Below are 17,635 nucleotides of genomic sequence, written 5' to 3'. Positions count from 1 at the left end.
GATCAGATTTTTTTATCGACTTTCCTATTATAATAAAAAAATTAAAGTTTGACAATAGTAATATTAAATAAAAATTAAAATACCTAACTTTTGTCAAATAAAAAAGTATAGCCTTAAACCAGAGAAATCAAATAATTTCTGCTGATTACCGCTATACTTACTTTTATCAACCGAAAGTTAATTAAGGATGATTACATTAACTTTAAAAAAGTTTGGATCTTGTGAATAATTAATGAGTAAATTATCATATTTCTGTTTAAACTCAGAAATGTTGGATAAACCTACTCCTAAGTGACCTTCTTTAGTTGAATGGCCTTCATTTTGTAATTTTTCAAAATTATCTACTGGATGATCAATTGAATTTTCAATATATACTTCTAATTGATTTTCAGTTTGATAGATCATAATATTGATTGTTTTGGCTTTACTTTGAAGAGCTGCCTCACGTGCGTTATCGAGTAAAATTCCAAAAATACGCACAATATCAAAATCTTCCATTTTAATTTTTGCATTAGTTTTTTTCTGACATTCAAAATGAATTTTTAATCCTGCATTACTATCCTTAGAGACTTGGTTGATCATTACACTTTTCAAATATGAATTACCAATGTTATCAAAATCATTAAAGAAAAATAACATACTATCATCAAAGTTATCATTAACATACTTCTTAAATGTTTCAATATATTTTGAAAGTAATTCGGAATGTTCTTCGTGAACGATTTCTTCTAAACTTAAAACCAAATTCTGATAATCATGTTTAAACTTCCGCAAACGACGCTGCTCAATTTCTAATGTGTCTGTATATTTTTTTAATGTAATTAGCTTTTGTTCCATTAATGCTTTTTCATATTTTTGCATTTGGAATTTTCTTGAGATATAAAAGATAATTCCAGCGAAAACTAATTCAATCAGAATGAAACTTAATAAACTAATATTAAAGGCTTCAGTTTGACTAATTTTAGTAAAACCAAGCGTATTTAAAATGACATTAAAAATCACAAAGGTCGTATCATAGATTACAAGCAACCGTAATAGCAATTTACGATCCATCATTTTAATGGTTTTAAAGACTTTCATCTTTCTCCAAGCAATCAAAATCAAAATTAATATCGCAAATTCAATTCCTTGAATAAATAAGACGAAACCAAAGCCACGTACTCCGGCAATATTACTGAATAATTTAAATTGGATAAAGCTTACACATAAAAATACCGTTTGAATTAGACCATATCCTAGCAAGATATTAATCTTTAATAAACGACGCTCATCCTTTTGGGGAAAGTCTTCATAAAAAATTCCATATAACGTTGCCAGTATGAATAAATTAGCAATAATCTCTGATGGAATCCATCTTTCAAAAACATCCGTTACAAAATAGATTAGAAAACCTAAAATTGTAAAGAATATTACTTGTCTTATTTGTAATCTAGAAAGTTTTTTATTAATTAAAAGAATCGTATACACATACAAGAAAATCGTTTCTAAAAGCATCGCCAGTAGCATTGCTTGATTAGTAATTATATACATCTAAATTCCTCACAATATACTAATTTTTACAATGTTCTATACTCCGCATCCTTTGAGCTATTCATTGAATACCTTTAATGATTTTTTCGTAGCATTTTGTGTCGCAACAAGTTCACCGCGAACAATGATTCGTGTTTGAACACCTTCTTGTCCTGATGAACAAGTTACCAACGTAATCAATTTTTGATTTGGAACATTATCAAGCCATTGAACTTGAGTTTGATTAACAATCACTTTTTGGGTGACCTTATATGTGTAGACATTTTGTCCATTTGTAACGTAGATTTTATCACCTTTTTGGATGTTTTCTAATGGGCCAAAAAGAATTTTTTCATTCTCCATGTGGTGTCCAGCAAGGGCATAGTTACCAGTTTCACCCATTTGTTCATCCTGTTTCATTGTTCCTGCCCCACGCATCAAATTATTTTGAGATAATCCGTAAAAAATGGGTAATCGAATCCCCACTTTAGGAATTGCAATCTTTCCAATTGAATCTGATGCATCCGAGGTTGCCGCATTCACCACATCTTTGGTATCAACGGTCTTAACTGAATCATAGTCAAAATTACCTTTTTTGGTACTTTGTTGCTTTTTAATTGGTTGATTTAATGCAGTTGTTGTCATGCGATTAACAATAAAAGTTTTAATTTGTTCATTAAAAATTAAAGTTAATCCTGCCACTGTCAGTATCACAACCAATAATCCTACGAAGAAATTTTTAAGGTGTTTTGCTTTTTTCTTTGCCATACTCATTTACTCCTATTCTGAATTAACTCCAATTATCTTCTTGTTTTACGTTTCTTATCAGAAACAATCAAGAATACTAAAATTGCAATACTAATAATTGAAATTAAAGCCCCTAAAACAATATATGGTGTTCTATACGTAAAGGTTACTGTATGCTTTCCTGCACTCAATGGTACTGCTAAGAATTCACCTAGTACGGTCTTTGCCTTAACAGTCTTGCCATCGACTTTTACATGCCATCCTTTTTGAGCAGGAATGGTTGTCATTAAGACTTGATCCTTTTCAGCAGTGATTGTTCCACTTACCTTAGCATTACTGAAGTGAGTAATCTTAAGTTGGTGCTTATTTAATTGTTTCATTAACTTGTTGTAACTATCCATCTTCAAGTAGTACAATGCAAAGCTATCCAATTGTAAGCTATTGTTATTAGCTGTGATTGTTAAGACTTGTTTTTCACCCTTTTGGTTACCTGGACTAACATTTAAGACCATTGGTGAGTTAAAGTCACTTGTTTGCGTTAATTGTTGACCATTCAAGCTAAATGAAGCTGCATTATTACTGAATGCTGGTCCAATTGTTAAGTAATATGGATTATTAGTCTTAGGTGTGAAAGGCATTTGGATTGTTGCAACTTGATTTGCATCCAACTTCGTATAGTTATTGTTACCTTCATCCTTCATATTACTGTAAATTACGCTTAGGTTCTTATAAGTGCCAAACAATTGTAATTTCTTGTTTCCAGCTAAACCAGCAGCAATTGCGTTTTGGTTTTGAATTGGCATTGCACTCTTAAGCTTGACATCCAAGATATCTGAACTAGCAGCAAATCCTAATGGTAATACATTTGAATTTTCATAAATATTGATTGCATTTGTTCCATCAACTTGTTTATCATTGATCAAATCTAAACGTGTTGAATATGGTGTCAAAACAGAATTATTGCTTGTTTGTTGCATCATATACTTGATGCCTAAGAATGAATCTGTAAAGAGTGTTCCGTTACTGTATGCAGTGTAGTTATCACCTGAAGAATTACCAATCTTATTCATAAACTCTGATGTATTAGGATCTAACATTGAGTTAAATTGGTCAGTTCCATAGTAATTACATTGCATTGGATCATCTTTAGAACGTTCAAATGTTTTACCAATTCGATAAAATTGATTTTTACCTGGACGAATTCCCTTCAAAGCGTCATTTACATTATCTACATAATTAGCAAAATCGCTTTGTTTTACATAATCAATTGGATTCAAACTCAAGGCTGCATTTGCTGTAATTTCAACAATTGTAAGTACCAATAATGATAATTTGAACCATCGCTTGAGTGGTAAAGCTAATAGCATTAAGAATGCTAAGATAATCACACTACTGATTACAAGATTTGAACCCTTCAAGAAGTTAAATTCTTTAATATTGTAGAAACTATATTCTAAGATTCCACCTAAAACAAAGATGCTAAGAATCAATTGTAAGCGTGAGAGTTTCTCAATATTCAGCAATCCTCGTGCAGCTATCAGAATCAACCAGAAACATACAATGTATGAAAAACGGTATGGATACCATACAGGGAATTGCATAGCGTGCCAAAATAGATCTAATGGTTGGTAACATAATGAAAGAACAAAGAAGGCACTAACTGCAAAGGTTGCAATTTTTTCTTTGGTTTTAATTTGCTTACTTGTAAAGTAGCAAACAATTCCAATCAAAACTAATGTTCCAACGAAAATGTTAGGTGTTCCCTTTGGCATTTGGTCGAAATTAAATCCACCAACTAAAAACTTAGATAGTATCTTCCATGGTGAATAATCAAATTTCCATTCAAAAGTCTTAGTGTTGTATTGTGCTTTTGTATCAAGAATTTCGAAAAATGTTGGTAATAATACAACTGCAGCCATTCCAGCAGCAAGTAAGGAACGTCCAACAAAACTCTTAATTACTTGCCATTTGTTAGATAGCTTTTCACTATGACGTACAAAAGTCCAAATAAAGTAAAGGACAACAAAGATACAGATCATGTATCCCATGTAGTAGTTAGTAATTAAGATAACTGCTAGAAATACTGGGTATACCCATTTACTTTGGTTATCAAAAAGATTTTCAATTCCTAAAATAACTAATGGAAGAAAGACGACTGCATCCAACCACATTACATTAAGCATATTAGCAACGACAAAACCGTTTAATGCATATGCAATTGATAAGGCAGGAACTAAGTAGCCCTTTTGCCATTTTTCTTTTAGTAAAAGTTTACTAAATGTCCAGCCACTAAAGCCGACTTTAAGCAATGTGACTAACATGATACCGAAAGTTAGCCAACGACCTGGGGTAAATAATAAAATTAAATTAAATGGACTAAATAAGTAGTAGGCCCATGTTCCCCACATACCTCCCCCTAAGGTATTTTGGAACGAATAGAATAACTCACTAAAATGATGTAGTAGAGTATTTCTGAAATATGAATAAAAATCAACGTATTGCTGACCCATATCTACCGTTAAAATTGATGAACTTCCAAATGGAAACATTTTTCGGTAAATAAAATAACCCAACATGATGATCACTGGCATCGCAAATGAAATCAGTTGCATCAATTGGGAATTATTGTCAGTTTTTTTCTTACGCGAGTGTGTTGTAGTTCTCTTTCTCACGTCAATGCTCACCCCAATACTATTTATTAACAGCAAAACGATATATTTTAAGCTATTTCTCAACTTTTAATTGTAACATAGAATTAAATTTAACATTGCCGATATCATGCGAGATTAAACAATCTAAAGGGTATTTTAAACAACTTATAGAGATACAAACAAAATTGGCTCAATCAGCAATGCAATCACAAAATAACTATGTTAGAATTTAATTAATTTTAGATGAAGGAAGGCTTTATTATGCTAAATGACAAAAAAGATATTTCGTTTGATGATCTATCAAACTTCAATACTGATTTAGAAAACACCCCTGCTGCTACTCCGTTAGCACGTGCGGTTCAAGAAAATGGCGTTACTAAAGCTAGTCATAATTATGCTGCTAAGCGCGACCTCAATCGTGTTTTTTCCCTTGAATTAGATACTGGCGCTGTTACAGCACAGAAAAAAAGTGGTCGTTGCTGGTTATTCGCAACTTTAAATACATTACGCCACAAATTTGCTCAAAAATATAATGTAAAAGACTTTCAATTTTCTCAAAATTATATTTCATTTTTTGATCGTTTAGAAAAAGCTAATCATTATTTAGAAGAAATCATTAAATTTGCTGATCGTCCTGCTGATGATCGTGAATTACTAGAACTTTTACATTGGAATGATAATGATGGTGGTCAATGGGCAAATGCTGCTGCCTTGATCAACAAATACGGTTTGATTCCACAAAGTGAAATGCCTGAAACTTTTGCTAGTGATCAAACTGCTGATTTGAATACATCTTTAAATTTGAAATTAAGTAAGGATGCAATGACCTTACGTGAAATGCGTGCCAACGGTGAAAATGAAGAACAATTACGTACTTACAAGAAACAAGCATTAAGTGATATTTATCGCATGTTAGTTTACGCATTTGGTAAGCCACCTGTAAAATTTGATTTTGAATATCGTGATGATAAAAAGAATTACCATATTGATCAAAATCTTACTCCTAAGTCATTTTATGCTAAATATGTTGCTCATGATTTTGACGCTTATGTTTGCTTATTAGATGCTCCTGATCATGAAATGCATCAAAAATATGGTCTACCAAGTCAAGATTATATTTACAATGGAAAGCATATTGAATTTTTAAACATTGGTACACAAGCACTTAAAGATGCTGTAATTGCTTCACTTCAAGATGGAGAAACAGTATGGTTTGGTTGTGATGTTCTTCAAGATATGGATCGTGATAAGGGTTATTTAGCACCTGAATTCTTCAAGCAAGGTGAATTATTTAATATCGATCTTGAATTAAGTAAGAAAGAACGTTTAGCTTCACGTAATGGTGAAGTTTCACATGCTATGACATTTACAGGTGTTGACCTTGTTGATGGCAAGCCAACAAAATGGAAAGTAGAAAATTCATGGGGTGATAAAGTTGGCGACAAAGGTTACTTTATCATGACTGATGAATGGTTTGATAAATATGTTTATGAAGTAATCGTTAATAAGAAATATATTTCAGAAGAAGCACGAAAGATTGATCAACAAGAAAAAATCGATCTTCCAGCATGGGACTCACTTCAATAAACAAACAAAAAACGAGACTGAATTCAGTCTCGTTTTTATATTATTTATTTTTAATCACTACTTTTGTTCCTACTTTAAGGTTTTCCATCATCCATTTGGCATCTGGGACTGACAACCGAATACATCCATGTGAAGCAGGTTCTTTACCTAATTTTTCAGCTTCTGCAATGTTGTATTGACCGTCTTTCATTGTGGGAACACTATGGAATAGATAAACCCCATGGTCTTTCCAAGAAACCCAGTAATTAGCCCCTTCATTTAATTCTCCATTAAAGAAACTATTACCACGTTCATTTTGAATATAAAATGTACCAGTTGGTGTATCACTAACTTCTTTGCCTTGTTTATCTTTATGAAAAACTCCACCACTGGAATACATGGTATAGATCACCTTTTTTCCTGACATTAAGTATGTTCGATTTTTCTTCAAACTAACTTTTACCCAAAAATCTTTTACTTGGGCTAAGTCAGGATATGGCCGATTTTCAGAAGGCTTTTGCCAATCAATTGGAGTATGCATTACTGTAGTTTGCTTACTTGATGATTGCGCTTGGGATGATGCACTTTGAGTCGAAGCTTTTGAAGCTACAGTTTTAACATGTTGATTTTCTTTTTTAGAAATTGTGCTTTTTTGCTTAACTTCATATGCATTTGCTACATGCTCTAACTGATGATAACTGAGTAAAGCTAATAAAACGGATGGTAATAGGATAAAATCAAATTTTCTAATATGTAATTTTTTCCATTTTTGTTCACGTTGCCGTTTAATGCGTTCGCTTCTTTTTTCCATAACTCTCCCTTACCGTTACTGCGATTAAATATTAAATACTATCATCCTTATTAAATAAAGCATCTACAGATTGATTATGATAAATCAAAGAAATTGCATCAGCAAAAATAGAAGCTACAGATACAGTTTCCAATTTATCAAATTGTTTTTCTTCAGGAATTTGAATTGTATCAGTTACGATAACTTTCTTCAAAGCAGAGTCTTGTAATTCTTTGCTAGCATCGCCTGATAAAATTGGATGAGTTGCTAAGCCGTAAATTTCACTAGCTCCTGCATTTTTTAAGACAGCGGCTGCGTCCACCATCTTTGAACCAGTATCAATTAAATCATCGTATACAATACAACGACGTCCAGCAACATCACCAATTACGCCTGTATCAGCTAAATTGATGCGATTCTTATCACGTTTATCGACAATTGCGATTGGTGCTTTTAATAGTTCGGCTAAATTACGTGCAAGCTTTACACTACTATGGTCAGGTGCAACTACAACTACATTTTGATCGAGTTTTTGTTGCTTAATGTATTTTACTTGATCATAAATAGCAACCAAGTGATCCATTGGAATATTAAAGAATCCTTGAAGTTGACCAGCATGTAAATCTAAGGTAATGATTCGATCTGCGCCTGCCATTGTTAAAAAGTTAGCAATTAACTTAGCTGTAATTGGTTCACGTGAGCGTGTTTTACGGTCTGCACGTGCATAACCATAATATGGAATTACACAGTTAATTGTTCCTGCACTTGCACGGCGTAAAGCATCAATCATAATCATTAATTCCATAAAGTTTTCATTTACTGGATCAGAAATTGATTGAATAACAAACACATCACATCCACGAACACTTTGATCAATATTTATTTGAATTTCACCATCGCTAAAATGATGTACAGTTGTAGCGCAAATTTCAACACCTAAGCCTTCTGCAATTTTTTTAGAAAGTTTGGGATTAGAATTTAATGCAAAAAGCTTAATTCCGGTATTATCTCGCATAATTAATTTCCTCCAGTAAAATAGGTTACTTCTATAATTATTATTACTATATAATTTTATGGAATTTAAAATTAATGTCAAGGTGATAGACTAGTCATAATCGAACTTTAATTAAAGCTTTCTAATTATTAAAAGCAGCAAAGTTCATGGGCATACTATTACAAAAAAGATAAATTATTTTATACAACGTGCCCAATATTATTTTCTTGTTTTTTATTAAAAAGACAAACATTACGTTTATTAATAAAATTAAACATTGCCATTTTTCATTTTAATTTATCATTATCTGAACTTTGTGTCAAAGAATATTTGCCAATATTTGTATAATTCTCAAGTGAGGTTTTGTAACATCTGTTATCAATTATAAATAAAAATGCACAAAACTTATTAGTATTTATTTATATTAAATTAAAATCATGTTAGAATATCAGTATAGGGGCAAGTTTTTATCGAAAGACAATAAGTTAGTTACTCAAATGTATTAAACTACTATGATTTGTAATTACGAAAATGTGTTTATGTTTAATTGATTTAAGGAGGAGTAATTATGGAATTAGGTAAAAACTTAGAAGAAAAGCGGGAAGATCTATGTTTTACACAAAAAGAAGTAGCCAACATTTTGCATGTATCGCGGCAAACGGTATCTAACTGGGAGCGAGATGTTAGCTATCCTGATTTGGAGAGTTTGGTTTCTTTAAGTGATTTATATCACATCTCTGTTGACAACTTATTGGACCACACAATTTAAAACCGGACAACAAGCCGATTTCTTTCGGTAAAAACTTTGGGATTGTGAAATCCTCTAAAAGTAGCTACTTAGGCCAGATAGTTTCCGAGACTATCTGGTTTTTAAAATTAAAAAGACTCTAGAATATTCTAGAGTCTTTCTCCCATCATAATTCAATTCTATTTATTAAAATAAAAATCCGCAAAAGAATATTTAAATGTACGATATGTTAAAACACTCTTTCCTCGGAATTGGAATGAACGAATCAATTTACCATCATTAGTATATTCTCCGAAATAATTTTTCTGTCCAGAGGCCATAATGATATGGTTACCATATTCTTGTGCATCACTTACGTATGGTGAGTATGGAACTTTAAATGATTTAACCAACTTATATGTACTTTTGCGTTCATCAACTAAGTATTTATAATACATTGAAACTTCCGCATTGATATTTAATTTATTCTGGTCGATGCATTTAAATGAATTCCAGTTAAAGTTTTTACGTGAATCCATAATGGCACAATTGTTATTATACATATAAATGTAATATTGGCCCTTTTTTAGTTTTTCACTTGTTTCATAAGTTACACTGTGTTGTCCAGCATTGCTTGTGAAATTACCAAGTTTTTTCAAAACTAAACTACTATAATCACCAATACCCTTCCAAACAGATGAATCACCAATCAAATAATCTACTTTTGGTTTTCGATTAACATTAGTAATCTTGATAATTGAAGAAGTTTCTCGTGAACTAACAATCATTGTGTTATCATTCATCATTTGAATTGTATTCAAATGGTAAACATCACGTTTCCCCTTATTATTACTGTGTTTTTCAATTCCAGTAGCTTTTTTATAAATCTCCGGCATCAGCTTTTGCATATTGATTACTTTCATGATTTTTCCGGTTTTACTATTGACTTTAATAATCTGATCTTCAACCGCTTTTTCTTTTTCTTCTAATTTCTTACTTGTTGCCAATGCCCAAATATTTCCCTGGTTATCAAGAGTGAAATCATGGTGTAATTTATAACCTTGTTCACCAACATCAATTACTTGAGTAATTTTACCTAAGCGGTTCATTTTAGCAAATTTACCATATTCAGCGACAAAATACATTTCATTATTTTCAGTCATCACAAGACGTTCAGCATTGTAATCAATAATTGGGATTTCTCCTCTTATAACCCCATTATTATCAACATATGAAATACAACGACGTTTCTCAGAATTTTGATTACCAATTACCGCAAACAAACCTGAAGTTAACTTTTGTTTACTTGAACCATTTTTTACTTTATAAGTATTTCCACCACTCGATTGTAATTTAGGTGCTTTATATGTAAATGTTTTTTGATCCTTTTGACCATCTTTAGTCGTGGTTGTTATAGTAATTTCATTTTCAACTCCACCAACTGCACCAATAAGCTGATACTCATGTTGTTTAGCATAAGTTCCATTTGGATTATATAGGGTATTTGAATATGATTTATAACCCTTAGCTTTAATGGTATATGAAACTTTAACTGCTTCATTTGTTTTGAAATACACATACAAGCCAGTTAAGTTTGTTAGATATGGGTTTGAAACTACTAATGGATTTTCTAAACTATAGTTTTGTGAATTTTTCAATTCAGCTAATTGTTCTGCAATTTTATTTTGAGTATTTGTATTATAGACATCTGATATTTGTTTTATATCTAAGCCTTGATAATCAAGTTTTTTTACAATGCCATTAGCTGTAACAAACTCATTAATCTTCCAATTATAATCTTTATTACTCTTACTTGCTTGTGCATTTATTGGATGAAAAATAAACCACCCACTCGCAATTAATATTGTAACTAAAATCACTTTTAGTCTGATACAATTTCGCATAAATTGTCTCCTTACGTCTCAAAATCACTAAATACAATCATACTAGGTAATTTTAAACATAAATTGAAGACTTTCTTTGATTTTTGAATAAATTATGACATGTTTCTAAATAAATTAGATAGATTTACTTTTAAATACAAAAAAAGGATCACTTTCGTGATCCTTTAGTAACTAATTACACTTTAAATTAATTACGTTTGCGTAATGCAACATAACCTGCAGCAGCTAATGCGATTGCACCGATTGCTACTAAGATTACACTAGCTTGTTGTTCACCTGTTTGTGGTAAACCATGACCATAGCCTGTGCCGTTGCCTTTACCTGTACCATTACCATTGTTTGAACCATGGTTTTGGTTATTGTTGTTTGCTACAACTACGCCAGTTGCTTGTTTGCTTGATGAGTTAACTGATGTTGTTGTGTTATTTGTTGTATTGTTGCTTGATGAAACAACACTTGAGTTGTTCTTCATTGCTTTGTGGTTTGAGCTTTCAACTGATGAAGATGTTGTTACATTGCTTGATGATGAAACGACGTTTGAGCTGCTTGAGCTTGTTTCTTCTGATGAAGAGCTTGATGTTTCATTGCTGCTTGATGATGAAGCAACTTCTGAACTGCTTGAGCTTGCTTCTTCTGATGAAGAACTTGATGTTTCATTACTGCTTGATGATGAAGTACCTACATTTTGCTTGTGTGAACCTGCATTTGTAACACTTGAGCTTGATGATGCTACTTCACTGCTTGATGATGAAACAACACTTGATGAACTACTCTTCATTGATGAGCTTGAGCTGCTGCTTGATAATGAAGAACTTGATGAACTGCTCTTCACTGATGAGCTTGAGCTGCTGCTTGATGATGAAGAACTTGATGAACTACTCTTCACTGATGAGCTTGAGCTACTGCTTGATGATGAAGAACTTGATGAACTGCTCTTCACTGATGAGCTTGAGCTGCTGCTTGATGATGAAGAACTTGATGAACTTCTCTTCACTGATGAGCTTGAGCTACTGCTTGATGATGAAGAACTTGATGAACTACTCTTCACTGATGAGCTTGAGCTGCTGCTTGATGATGAAGAACTTGATGAACTACTCTTCACTGATGAACTTGAGCTACTGCTTGATGATGAAGAACTTGAGCTACTTGATGAGCTTGCTTGTTTTTCACCAAAAATAATTGGGAATACAAAGCTTGCTGCTTTTGTATTTAAGTTAACCATGTTTTGGAATGGATTATTTGTTGCTGTATTAGCTGTTTCTTGTGCTGAGTAGTATTTTGAATCAGCTAATGTTTGGTAGTTAGCTGTTGCCTTTACTTCATTTGCAACATCGTTTGCAGTTGAATTTGAAGGAACAGATGAACCTACATATTTAACACGGTATTGCTTACCTGATTCAACAGTTGTTACTACATTACCCTTGTCATCAATAATTTGATAATCTTTTGGTAAGTTTGTAATTGAAACTGATCCATTGTAGTTACTTAAAGTAAATGGATTACTAATCTTTGTTGTTGGGTCAATTTTAACTGGGTTACTATCACTAATTGCGTTACCATTAGCATCTGACATGTGTACATTTTCTGGATATGCTGTTTGCTTATCTAATGGGTGGTTTTGAGCATATTCCAAAAGTGCCTTACCTAATGCTGTGTGTGTTGCAAGATATCCTGGTTCAATTGTTGTATTATTGCCGTCATGAACAATTCCATCTACTGGGTGTCCATCTTTAGTTGTCATATGACCACTGTTTAAAGCATCTAAATACCAAATAACTGATTGAGTAACATCTTGTTCATACATTGCTAATGTGTAGTTAATACCCTTAGTATTGTAGTTATAGTTACTGTCATACATACCATCTAATGCACTGTAGTTTGGATCATCAGGATTGCTGATTAATTTTTCATAATCTTGTTTTGCAAGATCCTTGAATTGTGGTCCAACATCATAAGTACCATCTGCTGTCTTGTGGTATCCACCTTCAAGAGCTGCTGCAACTTGAGCAACTTTCTTTTGGTCACCTGTAACAGATGTTAATCCGTCGTAAAAGTCATATTCGTTGTACTTTGTACCATTAATTACATCTGGTGTATCCCATTGCCAGTTGTAGCAATATGTAACATCGCCATTTGCTGTTTGGAAATGAGGATAGATAAATGCTTGTTTGTTGTCAGTACTGTTTACATGACCTGAACCAAGTGCATTTGCATATGGAGCGTCAGTCTTAATTGTTGTTTCACCAATTTTGCCGGCACTACCTGCTGTAGTTGCATTGCTTGATGAGTCTGCAGCGTATGTTACAGGCTTGTCAGCAGTTGTTGATGCAACTGAAGAAGCATTACTACTCATTGTAGAAGTAGAATTGTTTGCTACTGCAGATGATGCACTACTGTTTTGTGATGAAACAGAAGCAACTGAACTGCTCTTCATACTTGAGGCACTAATTGCCATACTTTGTGATGAATTTGAATTCATCGCACTACTTTGACTTGAAGATTTGCTTCGACTTGAAGAACTTGAAGCTAAAGATTTGCTACTAGCTTGTAAACTAGAAGATAAGCTACTGCTTGAAATAGTAACATCCCCTACACTGGTTACTAAACTAGTTAACACCATTAGGATAGTTCCTAATACTGTAAATAGATGAAAGAATTTCTTTTTCATCTCACTTACTCCTCCTTGAATATTCAATTGTATAAAAAATTTCCCTATACAATTATATATATTAAGAGCAGGTATCTAAAATTATCAAGCTTCTTATAAATTTCTTTACTGTTTTATCTATTTTTTATCATTTTTTCTTCACATTTTGCTTTTGGGGCTGGTATTTAATCAAATATATAGTAATATGTATACATATTAGTTATCTAATTAGGAGCGAGTGAATTGAATCAATTATTATTATTTATCATAGAGCCGTTGCATATTCTATGTTTTTATGTTTTCTTTTTTATTCAAAATAGAAAAGATCTTCATTTATTAAATCAACATCGCATTTTTAAACTTATATTGGGGGTTTTAGGTTTACTGGCATTTCAATTTTTAATCATGTTCTTTGCAGCTGAAACATGGTTATCAATCTTTTGTACAAATATCGCTACTATTCCATTATTAATGTTAATTACATATTTTTGCTTACATAGTAATCATTCTGAAAAGTACACTTTACGTATTCGAATCCTCTTTTCAATGAGTGGATTTATGTTTATTCAAATTATGTGTGCATTTCTTGATCGATATTTTGAGATGTTTTGCCAAGCTGTCTTTAATACGACTTCAATGTTACCGGTAATTTTCATTCATAATATTTTTGAATTAGGAATCATTTTGGCACTTGGATTTATTGATGGAAAATTATTTTGTTTCAGCTGTTTAATTAATGATCAACATCGCCGGAATATTTATTACACGATTCTATCAATTTTCCTTGTCACATATATCATTTTGAGTGGATTAACTTTCACACAAAGACTTTATGATCATATAATCGATTTCCTATTATTCTTAATTATCGAGTTATTAATTTACACATTCCTCTACGTTTTAATCAATAAGTATGAGGAAGAAAAGACTCAAAATGATTTAATAACTAATGAATTACAAAATTTAAAAACTTACACTTCTCACTTAGAAAAAGAACAACGAAAGTTACGTAAGTTCAAGCATGACTATGAAAATATGGTACTTTCATTGGAAGAAATTTTAGCAAAAGATAATTCTCAAAATTCAAAAGAATATCTTGATGCTTTCAAGCAATATAGTGATCAATATTTAAAGCAAAGTAATATTTGGAAATATAATGATATTGATAATGTGAAATCTGAATTTTTGAAGAGTATTTTAATTAGTAAGATTACGCAAGCAATTGATAAAGGAATTCACGTTCATTTCGAATGTCGCTACCCTGTTACTAAAACGGAAATTAAATCTTATGATTTGGTAAGAATCATCGGTATTATCTGTGATAATGCGATTGAGGAAGTTAATACTTTGCCCAAAGAAGCTCGAAAGATTAATATTTTAATCTACGCTAAGGATAACCAAACTGAAATTAGCATTACTAATCCAGTAGCATCTAAGAAAGATTTAGCTGCAATCTCACATGAGGGAGTAACTACTAAGAAACAACACCAAGGGTTAGGATTAGCTAATTTACAACAAATCATTGATAACTATCCTAAGGCGCTCCTAACATACTTCATTAAGGATGACTGGTTTAACGTAAAAATTATAATATAAATAAAATATAAATTTTAATTAATTAGCAATTTTTTTCGATTTATTTAGGTATAATAAAAATACAAATTAATGTTTACAAATCATTGCAAAAAGAAGCATTTTATCCAATCGATAAAATGCTTCTTTTTCATTTTTAAAATTTTCTTTTGCCAGAAAACCTTACCTTAACTCCCCAAGTAGAGTCATTTCCAAACAGTTTCTATATTCCCCTATCTTATGCCCACACAATAATACACTCTTTTTTAAGGTATAGTGTACTTTATTAAAGATCGTTTTATAGAATCCTGCTTGAAATATTAAGAACTAATTTTTCCTTAGTCCTTATATTCTTTATGTTAACGTACTAATATTTGCAAGAATTTAATTTAGTTTTTCAAATATCCTGGTTTTCGTAAAATCTGTAATACTCTTGTAATCTTTTGCACAATAAAAAACAAGTTGGAAATTCTCCAACTTGCTTTAATAACGCTATTTAAGCTTATTATTTTTTCTTCCAGATTAATCTTCCAGCAAATGTTGCAGCGATTAATGCCATTGCACCACCTAAGATTAATAAACCACGGTTTGTAGTTTCACCTGTTTGTGGTAAGTTGCTTTCGCTTTGTTCTGAAGAATCTACAGCATTGTTGCTTGATGTTGATTCTGTTGATTCTTGTTGAGTTTGACCTTCAGTTGTTGCTGAACCACTTGTTGTATTTTGTGTAGTATCAGTATTGCTTGATGATGAGCTTGTTGCACTGATTGAACTACCATTGCTGTGGCTACCACCATTTTCTTTATCACCAGATGTTGAACCTGGGCGGCTTGATGATGAACTTGGTCCTGTTGGTTGTTCTGATGAGCTACTTGATGAGCTTGGTCCTTCAGAACTTGATGAACTACTTGTAGTATCATTTGTTTGATCATTTGATGATGATGAACTTGTTGTACCAATTGTTTGGTCACTTGATGATGAACTTGAATCAATTATGCTGCTTGAACTTTCATCATTTGATGTACTTTCGCTACTTGATGAACTTGTTGTATCATCGCTAGCAGATGAGCTTGTGCTATCTGAGTTTGATGAGCTACTTGTTGAACCTGTGTTGTTATCACTTGATGATGAACTTGAATCAATTATGCTGCTTGAACTTTCATTATCCGATGTACTTTCACTACTTGATGAACTTGTTGTATCATCGCTAGCAGATGAGCTTGTTGTGTCACTTGATGATGAACTGCTTGCAGCCGCTACTGCGTCATCATATGCTTGTTGTGCTGCTGCTTGTTCTTGCTTTGCTTGTTCTAAAGCTGATTTAGCATTTCTTAATGCACTGCTCTTTCTATCATAATTTTGTTGTGCTTCACTAAAAGCTTGGTCTGCTTGTTCTAAAGCTTCTTTTGCTTTTTGTATAGCTTCTGCATCTTGTGGATTTTGACTTTCTAATTCTGATAAATCATTTTCAGCTTTAAGTACATCATTTGAAGCCTTTTCATGTGCAGTTTTAGCAGCATCATATGCTTGTTGTGCATCACTATAATTTTGTTCTGCCGTTGCTAATTTTTCATTTGCTGCATCCAAATTTTGCTTTGCTTGTTCCACTGGGTCTGTTGAAGAGCTACTTGTAGCTGATGACGAGCTTGTCACGCTACTTGATGAACTTGACACTTCATCAGAGCTCGAACTACTTGTAGATGTTGAACTACTTTCAACTGATGATGAACTTGAATCGATTATGCTACTTGAACTTTCATCATTTGATGTATCTTCACTACTTGATGAGCTTGTTGTGTCATCACTAGCAGATGAACTTGTGCTATCTGAATTTGATGAGCTACTTGTGGATTCTGTTTCACTTGATGATGAACTGCTTGCAGCTGCTACTGCATCATCATATGCTTGTTGTGCTTCTTTAACTGCTTGTTGTGCACTTGCAACATTTTGCTCAGCAGTTTTAATTTGATCTGCTAGATCACTATGTTCTTTTGAATTATTAGTTAACTGAGTCCCAACAGCTATAAGTTGGTCATGTATTGAACTAATTGTAGATGAATCAGAACTACTATCCAATGCACTATTCATTTGGTTTTGCAATTCTTCTTGTTTTTGTTCTAATGCTACTCTTTCAGCATTAATTTGATCTTCCTTGTCATTTAATGACTGCAATGTATTTTGAGCTTCAGTTAATGATGTTTTTGCATTTTCTAACTGTTGTTGTGCATCTTCGACTGTCATAGTTGATGATGCTTTTGCTGCAAGAACATTTGTAACACCTGTCGCCTTAACCTTTGGCTTAATAGTTCCTACGGCTGCACAAGCAACTGTTCCGCCAAGGATAACCGAACTCATTAATAAACCTTTGAATCTATTATTCATTTATGTCCCTCTCTTGATATAAATTTTATTTAACTACTAATACTTACTTTCCCTCTAAACACCAATAACTTTTGTGTTCATCCACATCATATCATGAAACACAAAGGCAAATGTTTTACTTAGAAATTTTCAAAGGAATACTTTAGAG

At 32.3% G+C, this 17,635-nt stretch carries 11 protein-coding genes; 3 read left to right on the top strand and 8 right to left on the bottom strand.

Annotation, left to right across the window (positions count from 1 at the left end):
• Positions 1 to 177: 177 nt before the first annotated feature.
• The 3 genes from QPK35_RS08030 to QPK35_RS08020 are packed head-to-tail and all read right to left on the bottom strand — an operon-like array spanning position 178 to position 4,928.
• A complete protein-coding gene (locus QPK35_RS08030; protein WP_290033435.1) occupies positions 178 to 1,530 on the bottom strand; it encodes a GHKL domain-containing protein in 1,353 nt (450 codons plus the stop codon).
• Between the two features lie 57 nt (positions 1,531 to 1,587).
• The gene (locus QPK35_RS08025; RefSeq protein ID WP_290033434.1) at positions 1,588 to 2,277 is read right to left on the bottom strand and encodes a class A sortase; all 690 of its coding nucleotides are present in this window, start codon (positions 2,275 to 2,277) and stop codon (positions 1,588 to 1,590) included.
• Between the two features lie 32 nt (positions 2,278 to 2,309).
• Complete coding sequence (locus QPK35_RS08020; protein ID WP_290033433.1) at positions 2,310 to 4,928, bottom strand: YfhO family protein; 2,619 nt, start codon at positions 4,926 to 4,928, stop codon at positions 2,310 to 2,312.
• A gap of 240 nt (positions 4,929 to 5,168) precedes the next feature.
• On the opposite strand from QPK35_RS08020, the gene QPK35_RS08015 reads away from it, so the two are divergent.
• A complete protein-coding gene (locus tag QPK35_RS08015; protein WP_290033432.1) occupies positions 5,169 to 6,494 on the top strand; it encodes a C1 family peptidase in 1,326 nt (441 codons plus the stop codon).
• 40 nt (positions 6,495 to 6,534) lie between these two features.
• Here the strand turns inward: QPK35_RS08015 and QPK35_RS08010 are convergent, their stop codons facing one another.
• Both QPK35_RS08010 and QPK35_RS08005 read right to left on the bottom strand, forming a co-directional pair.
• Positions 6,535 to 7,284, bottom strand: coding sequence for a L,D-transpeptidase (locus QPK35_RS08010; RefSeq protein WP_290033431.1), 750 nt, complete (start codon positions 7,282 to 7,284; stop codon positions 6,535 to 6,537).
• 31 nt (positions 7,285 to 7,315) lie between these two features.
• Positions 7,316 to 8,278: a ribose-phosphate diphosphokinase gene (locus QPK35_RS08005; RefSeq protein WP_290033430.1), complete on the bottom strand. Its 963-nt coding sequence runs from the start codon at positions 8,276 to 8,278 to the stop codon at positions 7,316 to 7,318.
• A gap of 547 nt (positions 8,279 to 8,825) precedes the next feature.
• On the opposite strand from QPK35_RS08005, the gene QPK35_RS08000 reads away from it, so the two are divergent.
• The gene (locus QPK35_RS08000) at positions 8,826 to 9,026 is read left to right on the top strand and encodes a helix-turn-helix domain-containing protein (RefSeq protein ID WP_290033429.1); all 201 of its coding nucleotides are present in this window, start codon (positions 8,826 to 8,828) and stop codon (positions 9,024 to 9,026) included.
• A 158-nt stretch (positions 9,027 to 9,184) separates the two neighbouring features.
• Here QPK35_RS08000 and QPK35_RS07995 read toward each other — a convergent pair whose 3' ends face one another.
• Together QPK35_RS07995 and QPK35_RS07990 are read right to left on the bottom strand one after the other, a co-directional pair.
• Positions 9,185 to 10,888, bottom strand: coding sequence for an aryl-sulfate sulfotransferase (locus QPK35_RS07995; RefSeq protein ID WP_290033427.1), 1,704 nt, complete (start codon positions 10,886 to 10,888; stop codon positions 9,185 to 9,187).
• Positions 10,889 to 11,075: 187 nt separating this feature from the next.
• Complete coding sequence (locus QPK35_RS07990; protein WP_290033426.1) at positions 11,076 to 13,556, bottom strand: LPXTG cell wall anchor domain-containing protein; 2,481 nt, start codon at positions 13,554 to 13,556, stop codon at positions 11,076 to 11,078.
• A gap of 222 nt (positions 13,557 to 13,778) precedes the next feature.
• On the opposite strand from QPK35_RS07990, the gene QPK35_RS07985 reads away from it, so the two are divergent.
• A complete protein-coding gene (locus tag QPK35_RS07985; RefSeq protein WP_290033425.1) occupies positions 13,779 to 15,131 on the top strand; it encodes a sensor histidine kinase in 1,353 nt (450 codons plus the stop codon).
• 481 nt (positions 15,132 to 15,612) lie between these two features.
• Here the strand turns inward: QPK35_RS07985 and QPK35_RS07980 are convergent, their stop codons facing one another.
• A complete protein-coding gene (locus tag QPK35_RS07980; protein WP_290033424.1) occupies positions 15,613 to 17,487 on the bottom strand; it encodes an LPXTG cell wall anchor domain-containing protein in 1,875 nt (624 codons plus the stop codon).
• Between the last annotated feature and the right edge of the window lie 148 nt (positions 17,488 to 17,635).

It is taken from the genome of Ligilactobacillus cholophilus, assembly GCF_030389495.1.
GTDB lineage: Bacteria > Bacillota > Bacilli > Lactobacillales > Lactobacillaceae > Ligilactobacillus > Ligilactobacillus cholophilus.
Note: the sequence above shows the minus strand (reverse complement) of the source record. Positions and strands in the feature narration are given on the sequence as shown.

Bases quoted from the DNA above. Each gene is read 5' to 3' on its own strand.
- QPK35_RS08030 (WP_290033435.1), bottom strand. From the start codon at position 1,530: ATGTATATAATTACTAATCAAGCAATGCTACTGGCGATGCTTTTAGAA.
- QPK35_RS08025 (WP_290033434.1), bottom strand. From the start codon at position 2,277: ATGGCAAAGAAAAAAGCAAAACACCTTAAAAATTTCTTCGTAGGATTA.
- QPK35_RS08015 (WP_290033432.1), top strand. From the start codon at position 5,169: ATGCTAAATGACAAAAAAGATATTTCGTTTGATGATCTATCAAACTTC.
- QPK35_RS08010 (WP_290033431.1), bottom strand. From the start codon at position 7,284: ATGGAAAAAAGAAGCGAACGCATTAAACGGCAACGTGAACAAAAATGG.
- QPK35_RS08005 (WP_290033430.1), bottom strand. From the start codon at position 8,278: ATGCGAGATAATACCGGAATTAAGCTTTTTGCATTAAATTCTAATCCC.
- QPK35_RS08000 (WP_290033429.1), top strand. From the start codon at position 8,826: ATGGAATTAGGTAAAAACTTAGAAGAAAAGCGGGAAGATCTATGTTTT.
- QPK35_RS07995 (WP_290033427.1), bottom strand. From the start codon at position 10,888: ATGCGAAATTGTATCAGACTAAAAGTGATTTTAGTTACAATATTAATT.
- QPK35_RS07990 (WP_290033426.1), bottom strand. From the start codon at position 13,556: ATGAAAAAGAAATTCTTTCATCTATTTACAGTATTAGGAACTATCCTA.
- QPK35_RS07980 (WP_290033424.1), bottom strand. From the start codon at position 17,487: ATGAATAATAGATTCAAAGGTTTATTAATGAGTTCGGTTATCCTTGGC.